Source organism: Tenacibaculum sp. FZY0031 (genome assembly GCF_036350695.1).
Lineage (GTDB): Bacteria > Bacteroidota > Bacteroidia > Flavobacteriales > Flavobacteriaceae > Polaribacter.
In genome coordinates this window covers 65,926-81,807 of the sequence record NZ_JAZDVY010000009.1, presented here as the reverse complement: position 1 = coordinate 81,807, position 15,882 = coordinate 65,926, and the positions used below count along the sequence as shown (strand labels likewise).

Sequence of the window (15,882 nt, the reverse complement as noted above, 5' to 3'; positions counted from 1 at the left end):
GGCTTTTGGCTTTTGGCTTTTGGCTTTTGGCTTTTGGCTTTTGGCTTTTGGCTTTTGGCTTTTGGCTTTTGGCTTTTGGCTTTTAATATTATTTTTTCAGTTTTCTGTACAAGACATTTAACATTTTTCTTACCGAAACTATTTCTTTATTCAAGTTTTCATGATCTTTGTACGACAAATAATTCAATTCACTTGCAAATTCTAGAAGATACTCAACCTCAGTTGATGAACCTGATGCTATATTAACAAAATGAGCAAATTCTTTTTCTGTATTTCTACTAACTCCTTCAACAATATTCGTTGGGACTGATAATGAAGCTCTTCTTAATTGTGAGGTTATTCCATATATTTCTTCTTTAGGAAAGCCTTTAGTTAATTTATACACTTTTAATGCTAGCTCATGTGATTTTTTCCACACTTCAAACTTTCGATAATTTCTCATAGCTTTTTTATTTGTTTTTTAATCTTAATCATTATCTCAAAAATCAAGCACTAACAGCTAAAAGCCAGTCTACCCAAACTGCTCCCAATCTTTCCAAACTACTTCTAATCCTTGACCTTTTAGCATTGCTACAATTGCTTCTGTACTTCGTTCGTCTGAAATTTCAAATTGCTCTAACGATTGTGGTTCAACACTATACCCTCCTGGGTTTGTCTTTGATTCTGCACTGATGGAGGTTGCCCCTAAATTAACAATATTATTTCGAAAAACTTCGCTTTCTCGGGTAGACATTGACAGCTCTACATCTTCATCTAATATTCTGAATGCACAGATTAATTGTACCAAATCGGCATCCGTCATTTCAACCTTGGGTTCTAATCCTCCTGAATGTGGTCTTAGTCTTGGAAATGAAATAGAATACTTCGTTTTCCAATAAGTCTTCTGTAAGTATTTTAAGTGCAATGCGGTAAAAAAGCTATCAGCTCGCCAATCTTCCAGTCCAAATAAAGCCCCTAAACCTATTTTATGAATTCCTGCTTTTCCTAACCTGTCAGGCGTTTCTAAACGATACTCAAAATTCGATTTTTTTCCCTTCGGATGGTGTTTTTTATATTCTTCTTGATGATACGTTTCTTGATATACCAACACTGCGTACAATCCGTTTTCGATTAACAATTCATATTCATTTTGATCTAACGGTTGTACTTCAATCGTAATATTTGAAAATTGAGAACGAATGAGCTGAATCGCATTTTTAATATAATCCACTCCCACTGTTTGATTGGCTTCTCCAGTTACTAACAAAATATGATCGTATCCTTTCGCTTTTAAAAAAGCAACTTCTTTCAATATTTCAGCATCGGTTAAGGTCCTCCTCGGAATTTTGTTTGTAAAACTGAATCCGCAATACGTACATATATTTTGGCATTCGTTACTTAAATACATCGGAGCATACATTTGTATGGTATTTCCAAATCGCTTTTTAGTCAACAAACGACTTCTTTGTGCCATTTGCTCTAAAAACGGTTTTGCTGCAGGAGATATCAACGCTTTGAAACCTTCTAAATCGAGTTTATCCTTTGATAAAGCGCTTTCTACATCAATAGCTGTTTTATTAAAAATGCTTTGCAACGTTTCATCCCAATTGTATTGGTTGAATATTTCTTTAAAGCTATTGGGTTTTAGCTCCTGACTCTTGGCTCTTGGCTTCTGAATATTACTTGGTTTGTTTACTAACATGGTATTAACTTAAAATAAGCTAATGACTAAAAGCCAACAGCTTTAATTTAAAAAACTTGTTAACGGACTACTTGCTTCCGCTTGTTTTCTTACAGGAGCTAGTTTTGCTTCATAGGCCATTCTTCCTGCTTCTACAGCCATTTTAAAGGCTTGCGCCATGGCTACTGGATTTTGTGATACTGCAATAGCTGTGTTTACCAAAACAGCATCGGCTCCTAATTCCATAGCATAGGCTGCATGAGAAGGGGCTCCAATACCAGCATCTACCACTACTGGAATAGTAGATTGTTCTATAATGATTTCTAAAAACTCTAAGGTTTTCAATCCTTTATTACTTCCAATAGGTGCTCCTAAAGGCATTACACATTGGGTTCCTACTTCTTCTAATCGTTTACATAAAACCGGATCTGCATGAATATACGGCATCACTACAAATCCCTTTTTTACTAGCTCTTCAGCCGCTTTTAAGGTTTCAATAGGGTCCGGTAATAAATACCTTGGATCTGGATGTATTTCTAATTTTACCCAATTCGTTTCCAAAGCTTCTCTAGACAATTCTGCTGCAAAAACCGCCTCTTTTGCTGTACGAACTCCTGATGTATTTGGTAATAAATTGATTCTTGAATGACTTAAGTGTGATAAAATATCATCTTCTTCATTTTGAACATCTACTCTTTTTAAAGCTACTGTTATCAGTTCACTTTCTGAAGCTAACAAAGCTTCTTTCATTAATTGTGAGGAACTGAATTTTCCTGTTCCTGTAAATAATCGTGAGGTAAATGTTTTATCGGCTATTGTTAAGTTGGTATTCATTGTTACTGATTTATTGTGCTCCTATTTTGTACACTTGTTCGTTAATACTTGGTGCTTTTAAAATTTTGTGAAATGCAGGAATCGAGTTGAAATTTTGTGTAATTGCTCCTGAAACAGCGACTCCATAGACTCCTGTATTAATAATATCAGGTACATTTTCTATAGTAATTCCCCCAATAGCTATGATGGGAGTAGTTGTATTTAACGCTTCTAAGATTACTTGATAACCAGCAGTTCCTAAAACTGGACTTAAATTCTTTTTAGTTTCAGTAAACTGATAAGGACCTAAACCAATATAATCTACTTTTTTCTCTAGTAGAATTTTACAATCTTCTAAAGTATTAGCAGTACCTCCAACAGTAAACCATTTACCTAAATACTCACGAGCTTTTATAGGACACGTATCTGTTTTACCTAAATGAACCCCATCTGCATTGACTTCTTTTGCTACTTTGTAATAATCATTTATAATCAACCTTGTCTGAAAATGGCTGGTAATTTCCCTAGCTTTTTGTGCTGTTTCTAAAATTGTTTTCGGGTCTAGGTTCTTTAATCTAAGTTGCACCCATTCTGCCCCAGAAGCACAAGCTCTTTGAATATTTTCTAAATGCTCTTCTGGAGTTTTTCCTTGAGTTATATAGTGTAGTTTACTTATCATTTTTTTTGTAGTTAGTGTATTAATAGGAGTTAAGGAATTAAGGAGTTAAGGAGTTAAGGAGTTAAGGAGTTAAGTATTAAAATTTATTAAGGATACTCCTACAATACGCATTCAACATTTTACGTACTTCCTCTATTAGTTCTTTTTCTTTGGTAATACTTTTTATATATCCTAAATCTTTAGATAAAATTAAGAAGTAACGACATTCTTCTAGTGATGCTTGTGCTATATTGTAAAACCGTAACTTTTCTTTATTGTTAATTCTTTTATAGCCTTCTGTACTATTTGTTGTTATTGATATTGCTGCTCTTCTATATTGTGATGTTAAACCATACAACTCTTCTTTTGGAAATTGCTTAGACATCTTATACACTTCCAACACAAACTGGTGTCCTTTTTGCCAAACTAGTAAATCTTCGAATGATGTTGTTTTTTTCATATACTTATTTTTTATGGTATCATTTCTGCTCAAACTCTTTACTTTTAAATACTTTAATTACTTATAAGAGTGCTCTCCTAAGAGCGTTTTATTAGAGTTTAAAAATTGTTCTGTATACCATTTGGCATTTATACATGCATCTTCAATAGGAAGTTGTTTGGCTATGTTTGACGCTAAAGCAGAAGACAACACGCAACCGCTTCCATGCTTTTCAAAAACAGTTATAGCTTTCGGTGGAATATTCAGCTGTACTATCTTACTCACTAAGTGAGTTTTTAATTCTCTAATGTTAATATTATAATCTCCATTGTTTGTTCCTTTTAATTTTATTTCTGAATTCCCCTCTAGCTGTTGGTAATAATATACTTCATCCCATCCCCTTTTATCTTCTCTATGTCCACCTTTTAAGTAAATGTTGGTTCTTTCTGAAAGAAACTCAATCGTTTCTTCTATTGATTTATTAGGAAACAACCCATTAATTTCCTCATAATTGGGAGTGATAAAATCACAGTGTTGCAATACTTTTTCAAACACCTCCATATCCTCTTCGGAATGAAAATCAAACCCAGCACTGGCTTTTAAAACAGGATCCAACACTATGTTTATGGATGAATTGTATTTTTTTAGTGTTTGAATAACTTCTAGTAAGATACTCCAAGATTGAATGATTCCTATTTTTACTACTGATATTTCAAAGCGTTCAAATAAGGTTTCTATTTGATTGATGATGGTTTCTTTATCAATCCAAACACAGTCTTTAAAATCAATATCATTTTGAACTGTAACAGCTGTACATACCGATAATCCATATAAACCATGTGCTTCAAAAGTTTTAATATCCGAAGTCAATCCTGCTCCACTTGATGGATCAAAACCTGCAATGGTTAGTATGTATTGTTTTTGTTTCATGTTTCTATACTCTCTTTTTTCCATTGATGAAAAAAGAAACAAAAAAATCTAGTCTTGCCTCCTCTTCGCTTATAAAAGTTCATCCTTTAAGTTAAATGAAAAGAACTCACTCCATTCAAACAGCTTTTCATTTTTAACACTTCTTGTAGTGGATTTTAATGACTTGATTTGACTATGACTTTTCTAATTCAATTGACTTTATTTACTTTAATCAAAAGACTATTTTGTGAATTTTTCATAATGACGTTTGATATTTTTAAAACTTTCAACTGGATTTTCTGCATTCCAAACTCCACCTAAAACTCCTATTCCTTGAAAACCTAATGCTAACGTTTTTTCAATGGTATCGGTATTGATTCCTCCCATACCTATAATCGTTTTATCTATATGATTTACATCAAAACCTCTTCCTTCGTAATCTTTCTTTGAAATGGATGAAAACACCGGACTCAGTAAATGATAATCAAATTCAATATCGCAATTCGCTAAGACTGAAGGTTCGTGAAAAGAACTACTCATCGTTTTTCCCATCATATTTAAACCAATAAAATATTCACTTCCATTCTCTAAAGCATCAATTCTTTTTTGCTCTTGAAAATGAATTCCTTTTAAGTTGAATTCGTTAATGAGTTCATGAAAATAATGTGTAACTATTCTGTCATGATACTTTTCATCTATCTGATTCAAATAAGCTACATGCTCTTCGTAATTCTTGTCTGGTTTTCTGAAATGATAATAGTCCAATCCTTCTTCAAATAATTGATGTAGGATTTCAATTTCATTCGGAATGTCTTTTTCTGGAGCTATGAGAATAATCATATATTAGGGATTAGGTTAAAGGAGTTAGGAATTAGAAATAGTACTATTCTAATTCCTACTCATTTATTTTATTTATAGATAAACTTCTGAACCTTTGTCTTTAAATTCTTTGGATTTCTCCTCCATTCCTTTTGCAAACACCTCATCTCCTTCTACTTTATTTTCAGCTGCAAAATCACGTACTTCCTGAGATATTTTCATAGAACAGAACTTTGGCCCACACATCGAACAAAAGTGTGCTATTTTAGCTCCTTCTGCAGGCAATGTTTCATCGTGATACTCTCTTGCTAATTCTGGATCTAATCCTAAGTTAAATTGATCTTCCCAACGAAACTCAAAACGTGCCTTACTCAACGCATCATCTCTGTGTTGTGCTCCTGGGTGTCCTTTTGCTAAATCAGCTGCATGCGCTGCTAATTTATAAGTAACCACTCCTGTACGTACATCTTCTTTATTGGGTAATCCTAAATGTTCCTTAGGTGTTACATAACACAACATAGCGCAACCAAACCATCCAATCATAGCTGCTCCAATTCCTGAAGTAATATGATCATATCCTGGAGCAATATCCGTGGTTAAAGGCCCTAAAGTATAAAACGGAGCTTCATCACACGCTTCCAATTGTTTATCCATATTTGCTTTAATCATGTGCATTGGTACGTGACCAGGACCTTCAATGAAACACTGTACTTCATGTTTACGTGCTATTTTGGTTAGTTCCCCCAAAGTTTCTAATTCAGCAAATTGAGCTTCATCATTCGCATCAGCGATACAACCTGGACGTAAACCATCTCCTAACGAAAAAGCAACATCATAGGCCTTCATAATTTCACAAATCTCTTCGAAATGAGTATATAAAAAGCTCTCTTTATGATGCGCTAAACACCATTTTGCCATAATAGATCCTCCTCTAGATACAATTCCGGTGATACGTTTTGCCGTCATAGGTACATAACGCAAACGAACTCCTGCATGAATTGTAAAGTAATCTACTCCTTGCTCAGCTTGTTCAATTAAAGTATCTCTAAAAATTTCCCAAGTCAAGTTTTCAGCTATTCCGTTTACCTTTTCTAAAGCTTGATAAATAGGTACAGTTCCTACTGGTACTGGTGAGTTACGGATAATCCACTCACGAGTTTCATGTATATTTTTTCCTGTAGATAAATCCATGATATTATCTGCTCCCCAACGGCATGCCCAAACTGCTTTTTCTACTTCTTCTTCTATGGATGAGGTGGTGGCTGAGTTTCCAATATTCGCATTAATCTTCACCAAGAAATTACGTCCTAAAATCATAGGTTCAGCTTCTGGGTGGTTGATATTTGAAGGAATTACCGCGCGTCCTCTAGCAACTTCTTCTCTTACAAACTCAGGAGTTATTTTTGCTGGAATACTCGCTCCAAAATCTTGCCCTGGATGTTGTTTTGATAAGCGTGTCATTTCATCTATTCGTTGATTTTCACGAATGGCAATGTATTCCATTTCTGGAGTAATGATTCCTTTTTTTGCGTAATGTAACTGTGTTACATTGTGTCCTTTTTTTGCTCGCTTAGGTTTATGCTTTAAGTTAAATCGCAAATGATCTAGACTTTTATCATTCAATCGCTCATTACAATAATCAGAAGTAAATTCATTTAACTCATCCACATCTGCTCTCTCTAAAATCCATTGTTCACGAATGCGTTCTAATCCATTATGAATATTAATTTCTTTTGTTGGATCTGTATAGGGACCTGAAGTATCATATACCGTAATTGGCTCATTGGGAGTTCTTTTTTTAGTCATCGAATCCACCGTATCACTCAATTCGATTTCGCGCATGGCTACTTTTATCTGTGGATGAATGTTTCCTTGAACATATATTTTTTTTGAGTTCGGGAACGGTTGTCTTGTTACACCATCGTGTTTGGGTGCCGTATCTTTTTTCTTCATTTTAGGGTTGCTTGTTTATTGCTGTATAATTTTGTTTGCTGAACATATTATCCTCCTTGTGTAGATGTAATGATTAAGATAGCGTCATTATTTTGGAGGAGTTTTGAAGACCAATCTGATTTTTTAACCACACTACTATTAACAGCAATGGCTATTCCATTCGTTTGAATTTGTAATTTTTCTACCAATTCTTGTAACGTTAATGAGCTTGGAAATTCTTGTGGGTTTTCGTTTACTTTTATTGTTATCATAATTAACCTATTTAAAGTAAACTGTAGAAGAAATTCAGAATTGTTTTATACTAAACAATACCTAAATAAGATTTTACAACTTTTCCCTACGCTGGTGTTAACCATATCAGGTTCAAAGGATATTTCTCAAACTAGTGAACTAGCTACTCCTAAAGTTTACTGCAACAAATATAAGTGTTTATTTTTTCTAAACGATCTCTATAAAAACAAAAAAGCGAACTAATTAGTTCGCTTTTTTGTTTATTTTTTAACCCTATAAGGTTACAACTTTTTTGGTTACTTCTTCAAGTACTTCAAAGGCGGTTTCAGCCATTTTATTTCCTTTCAAATCTAATAACGGATTTACTTCAACAAACTCTACACAAGCTACTTTATTACTTGCCAACAATCCGTTAATTATATCAATGATTTCATGTTGATCAAATCCTTTTGGTACAGGAGTACCTGTTCCATAAGAAATCATATCGCAATCCATTGCATCAACGTCAAACGACACATAAATTACATCGCAATCAGCTAGTTTATCTAAAGCTTCATTTACACAAACCTCTAATCCGCGGTAACGAACCTCTGCAACCCTATAGTTTTTAATCCCATATTTCTCCATTTGTTTGTTTTCTGGCTCTTCTGTGTCACGAACTCCAAAGAATACAATATCTTGAGGTGTTACTTTTTGTCCAAGAGCGCCTATGTTTTTCATACGCTCCCACAATTCAGATGTTTCTCTATCAACGTCGTTAATTTGACAATCTAAATTATCATCTGCAATAGCGGCAGCTAATGGCATCCCGTGAATATTTCCGGATGGTGACGTATAAGGTGAGTGTAAATCTCCATGAGCATCTATCCATACCACCCCCACTCTTTGGGTTGGGTACGCTGCTTTTACACCACTAATTGTGCCTAATGCAGAAGAATGATCACCCGATAAAACTATTGGGAATTTTCCTTCTTGTAAATTTACTTTTACATGATTGCTTAAACGTTTACATTGATTAAAAACACTATCTATTCGTTTAGCGAATGAATTATTTACTTTGTTATAAATAGATTCATTTTCTGTAATCACATCTTCAAAATCAAAAGAGTCAAAGTAATTACTTTTTTTATTAATTGCTGCTATCTCAATAGCGTCAACTCCCATATCAGAACCCCGAGTACCTGCTCCAATATCTGACCTGTTTTTGATAATTTTAATTTCTTTCATCATCAGTTATTTTACATAAAAAAAATGTCATTTAATTGTTTTAAATGACACTTTTTAAATAGTTTATCTCTTGTCTAATTCAACGAATTCCCTTAAATTCTCTCCAACATAAACTTGACGTGGACGACCAATTGGTTCTTTGTTTAAACGCATTTCTCTCCATTGTGCTATCCAACCTGGTAAACGTCCTAAAGCAAACATCACTGTAAACATTTCTACAGGGATTCCCATAGCTCTGTATATAATACCTGAATAGAAATCTACGTTTGGATATAACTTTCTTTCAACAAAATATGGATCATTTAACGCTTCCTGTTCTAATCCTTTTGCTATCTCTAAGATTGGATCCTGAACTCCTAAGTCATTTAGCACTTCATCAGCAGCTTTTTTAATGATTCTTGCTCTTGGATCGAAGTTTTTATATACACGGTGTCCGAATCCCATTAAACGGAAAGGATCGTTTTTATCTTTAGCTTTCGCCATGTATTTTTTTGTATCTCCTCCATCTTCTTTAATTGCTTCTAACATTTCCAATACTGCTTGGTTTGCTCCTCCATGTAAAGGCCCCCATAAAGCTGAAATACCTGCTGATAATGATGCGAATAAGCCTGCATGAGAAGATCCTACAATACGTACTGTAGATGTAGAACAGTTTTGTTCGTGATCTGCATGTAAAATTAACAATTTATCTAGCGCATTCTTTACGATTGGATTTAACTCGTACTCATCATTGGGCTTCTGAAACATCATTGTTAAAATGTTTTCTACATAACCTAACTTACGAGATCCATAGTTTAGTGGTAATCCTTGTTTCTTACGTAAAGTCCAAGCTACTAATACCGGGAATTTCCCCATAATTTTAACAATCGCTTTGTACATGTCTTCTTCTGAGTCAACGTTTACAGAAGATGGATTAAATGCGGTTAATGCAGATGTTAGTGATGATAACACTCCCATTGGATGTGCGTTCTTTGGAAATGCATCAATTATTTTTTTGATGTCATCATCAACAATAGCTTCATCTAAGATGTCTCCATAAAACTTTTCTAATTGTTCCTTAGTTGGTAATTCTCCAAAGATTAAAGCATAAGCAACTTCTAAAAAGTCTGCTTTTTCTGCTAATTCTTCAATTGAGTACCCTCGATATCTTAAAATTCCTTCTTCTCCATTCAAAAATGTTATAGCACTTTGGCATGAACCTGTATTCTTATATCCTGGATCTATGGTTATAACTCCATCCGTGACTCCTCTTAAGGCTTTTATATCAATTGCAGTTTCATTTTCTGTTCCCTTTACTAAAGGAAACTCATACGTATTTTCGCCAATTTGTAATTTTGCTATATCTGACATTTTTTAACTATAATTTTTTATGATTGAAGTGAGTTGCGAAGATACCATTTTTTGGATTATTTTAAAAGAGCAAATGGATAGATTTTTAATATAAAAAAATAATAATTTCTTATTTAAAATCCTTTTAAAAATTAGCTACTTTACTTATATAAAAAACAATTAAAAATTGCAAACCTATTGCTAAACCATAGACTGAGCGGAAAACCATATTATTTGGTGTTTCATTTCCTAAAATAGGCTGTTCAATAGCATAAGAATCATGACCCCAAAAACATTAAAGACAACTCTAAAATCGTCAAAATCTTCTAATTCTATGATGGAAAATTGTATTCCCACCTTATATTCCCTTCTCCTCTTTTATTTTTATATTGTTTGAAACACCTATACTTCTCGTGGTCATAACCTATATATTAACACTTTCATTATTTCTAAAATAATAACGTAACGTTGCTCCTTGCTTTAGCCCTGTGATGATGCTTTGTTATGATTGGTGTTGTATCCCTACCACTGCCCCTAAAGTTAATTTTCTTAGAATAGGGTAATTTATATATTATAAAAGAGTTCGAAAGACAAACGTCGTTTGATTTCTTAAGCCGAAAAATATTCGTCTGTACTAAAATAGTATTGGATTTCACTTGGAAGGGAAGATCCAAATTCAACAGTTTGAATAAGCTTAAGAGCTAACTCAGTTGGGGTCTTTTTTCCTTTAGAAATTTCTTTACCTGTTTGTACCGCATCATCAATACTTATTTGAGCCTTTGAAAGGTAAACTGTAAAGAATAATATAATAAATATGGTTGTTCTTCTTTTCATAGCCTATAACTGTTTAATTTTTTATTTTCTAACTAACAAAAATAGTACCCACATCCAACCAGAAAACTTATGCTAATACACAGCCTCTAAATCAATAAAAACATCACTCTAAGGCTTTTTACAAAAAAAATAACATTGCGATAAAAAATGTTAAATTTTTGTTATTTTTTTATCAATCAAACATCTATACCTATTTTTCAAAAAAATTAATTCAATTCACAAAACCTTTCACAATGAAAAATTTTAAATTTATTATTGCCTTATTATGCATATCCTTTCTTACTGTACAGTGTACACAAGAAGAAAGTAATCTTACAAATGATAATGCACCTACAGGTATCAGTTCACCAAATATGTTAGATGTTAACAACGCTGACCATTACACAGTTGATGGTTTTGGCCCGAACTCTTATTGGGCTGAATACATTGTTAACCAGTCTACTACTAACTTTTTAAAAACACAACACAACAGTGCTGCTAATTTTTTTGGTATGGGGAATGTTCCTTTATATTTAGCAGGTGGAGACGGAACATTTAATGCACTATCTTACTATAATGGCTACATCGTATGGGGAGAAGAATTATTAGCAAGTGCTTTAAGCTATGGTAATGCTGCCATTGCCTATGTTGCGGCGCATGAAATGGGACATCAGGTACAGTTTAGAGACAATACTATACCTAGTGGTAATCACGTTAGTGCTACTGAATTAGAAGCTGATGGATTTGGAGGTTATTTTATCCGAAGAACTTATACAAGTAACTGGAATACTGCTGCTGCTGCTTATAATTTTTCACAAACATTAGCTGGACCTAATGGAAGCTCTCACGGTACTGCTTCTCAAAGAAGATCTGCTTTTAGATTAGGATATTTATTAGGAGACAACGGAACTTACTCTAATAGAAATTTTGACAGCAATTTCTTTTACTACTATGACTATTATGTTGTTGGGGGTAGGTTAAAATCAGAATTAAAAAAACCTGCGTCTATAGAACAAAGTCAGCATGAAAATATTGTAGCTCATTTAGAAGAATTACATAAAATTTACACGGGAGAAATTTCTGAAGAAGAATTCGTAAACTTAAATTAATAAACAACTAAAACAAACGAATTGAATTTGATTTCAAAGGCTGTCCCTTATATGTTAAGACAGCCTTTGTTTTTTTATTTTTATATTACTTAACCTTGATTTGGTTTTTCTTGATTTTCTTCATAATTCTTTTTAAAGCACTATGAATAATAAGGGTTGAATTTTTAGAAAGCGCATAATCATTATCCCTTTCAGAAACAACTAATTTGCCAACTACTGTTTGACTGTATATTATTTCAAACATGTTTAAATCGTAGATACTAAGTGTTACCTCACCAATGTTTTTTGAAAGATCAGTTTGAGAACTTCCTGTTCCTAAAACACCTACTTCATCGGATATATTTTTAGTTCTAATATCAATAAAGTAATCATAACCTGTGCTTTTTTTTATATCTTGTAAAATAGATTTATCAAGACTAGTTGAGATATTACTGGGAATTAATATTCCTTTCGTGTTACTAACTACCAAAAGTCTATTCCCTATAAGCTCAGAAAATCGTTCATTTGCCACTTCAGTTAAACCATCTTTTCTAGTGTTTTTAAAAGAGGTAACATCATTTAACAACCACTTTCCTTTTCTGAAATCTAATCGTGAATTTACATCTCCAGAATGAGTATATTTTACCGAATTGCAAGATGTAATTACAATAGCAACAAGTAATGTGTATAAATATTTCATATTTCTATAAATCAAACCCTAAATTCAATTGCAACATCAATGGAAAATAATAACCGTTACCATTTACATCAAAATAGTATATAGGTCCCATATCAAATAACAAGTGGAAATTTTTACCATATTTACGTTGAATTCCCCATGTAGGTCCTACTGCAAAGTCTAAACCATCAGTTCCGTTAGAATTACCAAATAAAGACGCTCCTCTAGTTAAAACTCTTGCTGAAATAAAGTTCCCTGAATTATTAGTTGTGTTTAAACCTTTGGTTTTACGTTTCTCAAAATTATAAAACCATTTATGCTGTACATCTAAAAAAGGATTAAATGAGGTAATAAACCCAGAGCCTGCTGTATGATCTGTATGTGGATAACTAACACTATAACCAATTCCTGTTCCTATTGAAAGCGTAGATGTATTTCCTGTTGGTATTTCATATTCCACTCCTGGATTTAAGAAATTTACTCTCCAAACACTTTGTGTTTGTTTTTCTTGGCATTTTACTGTCAAAGCTGTAAAGCTTATTAATAGTGTAAAAACAATTTTCCTCATTATTCTTTCTTCTCTTTCTCTTAATTCACAAACTTCAATTCTACGTGCTTTTTTATTTAATAATTAATTCATAGGCAAACATAAATAAAACAAGATAAAACTACATTACCTCACTTTTTTTTAAAAAAACATAAAAAAATGGCAATAATAAAAAAGCCCGTACTTAAGTACGAGCTTTAAAGTTTATTTGTAAAATAATTTATTTTACTTTAAATGCTTTTTCTTGTGGATAATACGCTACATCTGCTAATTCTTCTTCAATACGTAATAATTGATTGTATTTCGCCATACGATCAGAACGTGAAGCAGAACCTGTTTTGATTTGTCCACAGTTTAATGCTACAGCTAAATCTGCAATGGTATTATCTTCGGTTTCTCCTGAACGGTGACTCATTACAGAAGTATATCCTGCATTATGCGCCATGTTTACTGCGGCAATTGTTTCTGTTAAGGTACCTATTTGATTTACTTTTATTAAAATTGAATTGGCAATACCGTTTTCAATACCTTTTGATAAACGCTCAACATTGGTTACAAATAAATCATCTCCCACTAACTGCACTTTATTTCCTACTTTGTCTGTTAACATTTTCCATCCATTCCAATCGTTCTCATCCATTCCATCTTCAATAGAAATAATAGGATACTTTTCACATAACTCAGCTAAATAAGTTGCTTGCTCTTCTGAAGTTCTTACAGCGCCTTTATCTCCTTCAAACTTTGTGTAATCATATTTTCCATCTATATAAAATTCGGCAGAAGCACAATCTAATGCAATCATCACTTCTTCTCCAAATTTATATCCAGCATTCTTAGTTGCTAAAGCAATTGTTTCAATTGCATCCTCAGTTCCTTCTAAAGTTGGAGCAAAACCTCCTTCATCTCCTACAGCTGTAGATAAGTTACGGTCATGCAATACTTTCTTTAAGTTGTGAAAAATTTCAGAACCTACTTGCATTGCTTCAGTAAAATTTTTAGCCTTTACTGGCATAACCATAAATTCTTGGAATGCAATTGGTGCATCTGAATGCGATCCTCCATTGATGATATTCATCATAGGAACTGGTAAGGTGTTTGCTGAAACTCCGCCTACATAACGATATAATGGTAATCCTAATTCATTAGCTGCTGCTTTTGCTGCTGCTAAAGAAACTCCTAAAATAGCATTTGCTCCTAAAACTGATTTGTTCGGAGTTCCATCTAAATCAATCATCAGTTGATCGATCATGTTTTGCTCAAATACAGATACTCCTAATAACTCTTGGGCAATAACTGTGTTAACATTTTCAACCGCTTTTAACACACCTTTCCCCATATAATTAGCACCTCCATCACGTAATTCAACAGCTTCGTGTTCTCCTGTAGAAGCACCAGAAGGTACTGCTGCTCTACCTACAACACCGTTTTCAGTAGTTACATCTACTTCTACAGTTGGATTTCCTCTTGAATCAAAAATTTGACGTGCATGAATGTTTATTATAATACTCATAGTTCTTTATTTTTAATATAGATTCCCGTGAAGTAACAATCACGGGAATTTATTTATGATACTTTTTTGAAATTTATGCTTTTACTTTTTTGATGTTCTCGATAAACTGGTCAAATAAATATTCTGCGTCGTGCGGTCCAGGACTCGCTTCTGGATGGTACTGAACAGAGAATACATTTTTAGACTTCATTCTAATACCTGCTACGGTATGATCATTTAAGTGTACATGAGTTATTTCCACATCTGGATGCGCTTCTGCTTCTTCTCTATTGATAGCGAAACCATGGTTTTGAGAAGTAATTTCTCCCTTACCTGTTAGTAAGTTCTTCACAGGATGATTAATTCCTCTGTGACCATTGTGCATTTTATAAGTAGAAATTCCGTTCGCTAGTGCTATTACCTGATGTCCTAAACAAATACCAAATAACGGTAAATCTTTTTCGATGATTTGTTTTGCTGTTTTTTGAGCTTCTTCTAGAGGCTCTGGGTCTCCAGGTCCGTTAGAAATAAAATATCCATCTGGATTAAAATCACTCATTTGCTCGAAACTAGCATTGTAAGGATATACTTTAACATAAGCTCCTCTTTTTGCTAAGTTTCTTAAAATGTTTTTCTTGATACCAATATCTAAAGCTGATATTTTAATGGGAGCGTTTTCATCACCGACAAAATAAGGTTCTTTAGTTGATACCTTTGAAGCTAATTCTAATCCTTCCATATTAGGAGTATTTGCCAATTGCTTCTTTAATTCGTCTATTTTCTCTACTTCAGTTGAAATAATAGCATTCATAGCTCCATTTTCTCTAATGTAAGATACTAACGCACGTGTGTCAACATCTGAAATAGCTACTAAATTGTGTTTTTCGAACCAGTCGAATAAGTTTCCATCTGAATCTACACGAGAGTGTGTAAAACTAAAGTTACGACAAATTAAGCCTGAAATTTTAATTCCCTCAGATTCTACTTCTTCATTATTAACTCCATAATTACCAATATGAGCGTTGGTAGCTACCATTAATTGTCCGAAGTAAGAAGGATCTGTAAAAATTTCTTGATATCCTGTCATACCTGTATTAAAACAAATTTCTCCTGTTGCGGTTCCTTCTATCCCAATAGATTTACCGTAGAAAATAGTTCCATCTGCTAATAAAACTAATGCTTTTTTACGTGTTTGATATTTCATTTAGTGGTGTTGTGTAATTTGTTT

At 33.3% G+C, this 15,882-nt stretch carries 17 protein-coding genes and 1 riboswitch; of the genes, 1 reads left to right on the top strand and 16 read right to left on the bottom strand.

Going from position 1 to position 15,882, the window contains the following annotated elements:
* Positions 1–88: 88 nt before the first annotated feature.
* From V1T75_RS13655 to V1T75_RS13600, 12 genes are all read right to left on the bottom strand, one after another.
* Entirely contained in the window at positions 89–442 is a 354-nt protein-coding gene (locus V1T75_RS13655; RefSeq protein WP_330489062.1) for a four helix bundle protein, read from the bottom strand.
* A 69-nt stretch (positions 443–511) separates the two neighbouring features.
* Positions 512–1,681, bottom strand: coding sequence for a 2-iminoacetate synthase ThiH (gene thiH / locus V1T75_RS13650; RefSeq protein WP_330489061.1), 1,170 nt, complete (start codon positions 1,679–1,681; stop codon positions 512–514).
* Positions 1,682–1,723: 42 nt separating this feature from the next.
* Positions 1,724–2,494, bottom strand: a complete 771-nt coding sequence (locus V1T75_RS13645; protein WP_330489060.1) for a thiazole synthase — start codon at positions 2,492–2,494, stop codon at positions 1,724–1,726.
* A gap of 10 nt (positions 2,495–2,504) precedes the next feature.
* Positions 2,505–3,152: a thiamine phosphate synthase gene (gene thiE / locus V1T75_RS13640; RefSeq protein ID WP_330489059.1), complete on the bottom strand. Its 648-nt coding sequence runs from the start codon at positions 3,150–3,152 to the stop codon at positions 2,505–2,507.
* A gap of 76 nt (positions 3,153–3,228) precedes the next feature.
* The gene (locus V1T75_RS13635; protein WP_330489058.1) at positions 3,229–3,591 is read right to left on the bottom strand and encodes a four helix bundle protein; all 363 of its coding nucleotides are present in this window, start codon (positions 3,589–3,591) and stop codon (positions 3,229–3,231) included.
* A gap of 57 nt (positions 3,592–3,648) precedes the next feature.
* Entirely contained in the window at positions 3,649–4,500 is an 852-nt protein-coding gene (locus V1T75_RS13630; RefSeq protein ID WP_330489057.1) for a hydroxymethylpyrimidine/phosphomethylpyrimidine kinase, read from the bottom strand.
* A gap of 219 nt (positions 4,501–4,719) precedes the next feature.
* Positions 4,720–5,319, bottom strand: a complete 600-nt coding sequence (locus V1T75_RS13625) for a thiamine phosphate synthase (protein WP_330489056.1) — start codon at positions 5,317–5,319, stop codon at positions 4,720–4,722.
* 72 nt (positions 5,320–5,391) lie between these two features.
* The gene (thiC, locus tag V1T75_RS13620; protein ID WP_330489055.1) at positions 5,392–7,251 is read right to left on the bottom strand and encodes a phosphomethylpyrimidine synthase ThiC; all 1,860 of its coding nucleotides are present in this window, start codon (positions 7,249–7,251) and stop codon (positions 5,392–5,394) included.
* Positions 7,252–7,298: 47 nt separating this feature from the next.
* The gene (thiS, locus tag V1T75_RS13615) at positions 7,299–7,502 is read right to left on the bottom strand and encodes a sulfur carrier protein ThiS (protein ID WP_330489054.1); all 204 of its coding nucleotides are present in this window, start codon (positions 7,500–7,502) and stop codon (positions 7,299–7,301) included.
* Positions 7,503–7,568: 66 nt separating this feature from the next.
* Positions 7,569–7,663: riboswitch (TPP riboswitch) on the bottom strand.
* Positions 7,664–7,755: 92 nt separating this feature from the next.
* Complete coding sequence (locus V1T75_RS13610) at positions 7,756–8,709, bottom strand: arginase (RefSeq protein ID WP_330489053.1); 954 nt, start codon at positions 8,707–8,709, stop codon at positions 7,756–7,758.
* A 63-nt stretch (positions 8,710–8,772) separates the two neighbouring features.
* Positions 8,773–10,059 carry a citrate synthase gene (locus tag V1T75_RS13605; protein ID WP_330489052.1) on the bottom strand — a complete coding sequence of 429 codons (1,287 nt, stop codon included), beginning with the start codon at positions 10,057–10,059 and terminating at the stop codon, positions 8,773–8,775.
* Between the two features lie 588 nt (positions 10,060–10,647).
* Positions 10,648–10,872 carry a hypothetical protein gene (locus tag V1T75_RS13600; RefSeq protein ID WP_330489051.1) on the bottom strand — a complete coding sequence of 75 codons (225 nt, stop codon included), beginning with the start codon at positions 10,870–10,872 and terminating at the stop codon, positions 10,648–10,650.
* Positions 10,873–11,105: 233 nt separating this feature from the next.
* Here V1T75_RS13600 and V1T75_RS13595 point away from each other — a divergent pair, with 233 nt between their 5' ends.
* A complete protein-coding gene (locus tag V1T75_RS13595; protein ID WP_330489050.1) occupies positions 11,106–11,960 on the top strand; it encodes a hypothetical protein in 855 nt (284 codons plus the stop codon).
* Positions 11,961–12,045: 85 nt separating this feature from the next.
* Here V1T75_RS13595 and V1T75_RS13590 read toward each other — a convergent pair whose 3' ends face one another.
* From V1T75_RS13590 to carA, 4 genes are all read right to left on the bottom strand, one after another.
* The gene (locus V1T75_RS13590; RefSeq protein WP_330489049.1) at positions 12,046–12,639 is read right to left on the bottom strand and encodes a hypothetical protein; all 594 of its coding nucleotides are present in this window, start codon (positions 12,637–12,639) and stop codon (positions 12,046–12,048) included.
* Positions 12,640–12,643: 4 nt separating this feature from the next.
* On the bottom strand, positions 12,644–13,186 hold the full coding sequence (locus V1T75_RS13585) for a hypothetical protein (protein ID WP_330489048.1): 543 nt from the start codon (positions 13,184–13,186) through the stop codon (positions 12,644–12,646).
* Between the two features lie 199 nt (positions 13,187–13,385).
* Complete coding sequence (eno, locus tag V1T75_RS13580; protein ID WP_330489047.1) at positions 13,386–14,675, bottom strand: phosphopyruvate hydratase; 1,290 nt, start codon at positions 14,673–14,675, stop codon at positions 13,386–13,388.
* A 73-nt stretch (positions 14,676–14,748) separates the two neighbouring features.
* Positions 14,749–15,858 (bottom strand): glutamine-hydrolyzing carbamoyl-phosphate synthase small subunit, encoded by a 1,110-nt coding sequence (gene carA, locus V1T75_RS13575; protein ID WP_330489046.1) that lies wholly within the window; start codon positions 15,856–15,858, stop codon positions 14,749–14,751.
* Between the last annotated feature and the right edge of the window lie 24 nt (positions 15,859–15,882).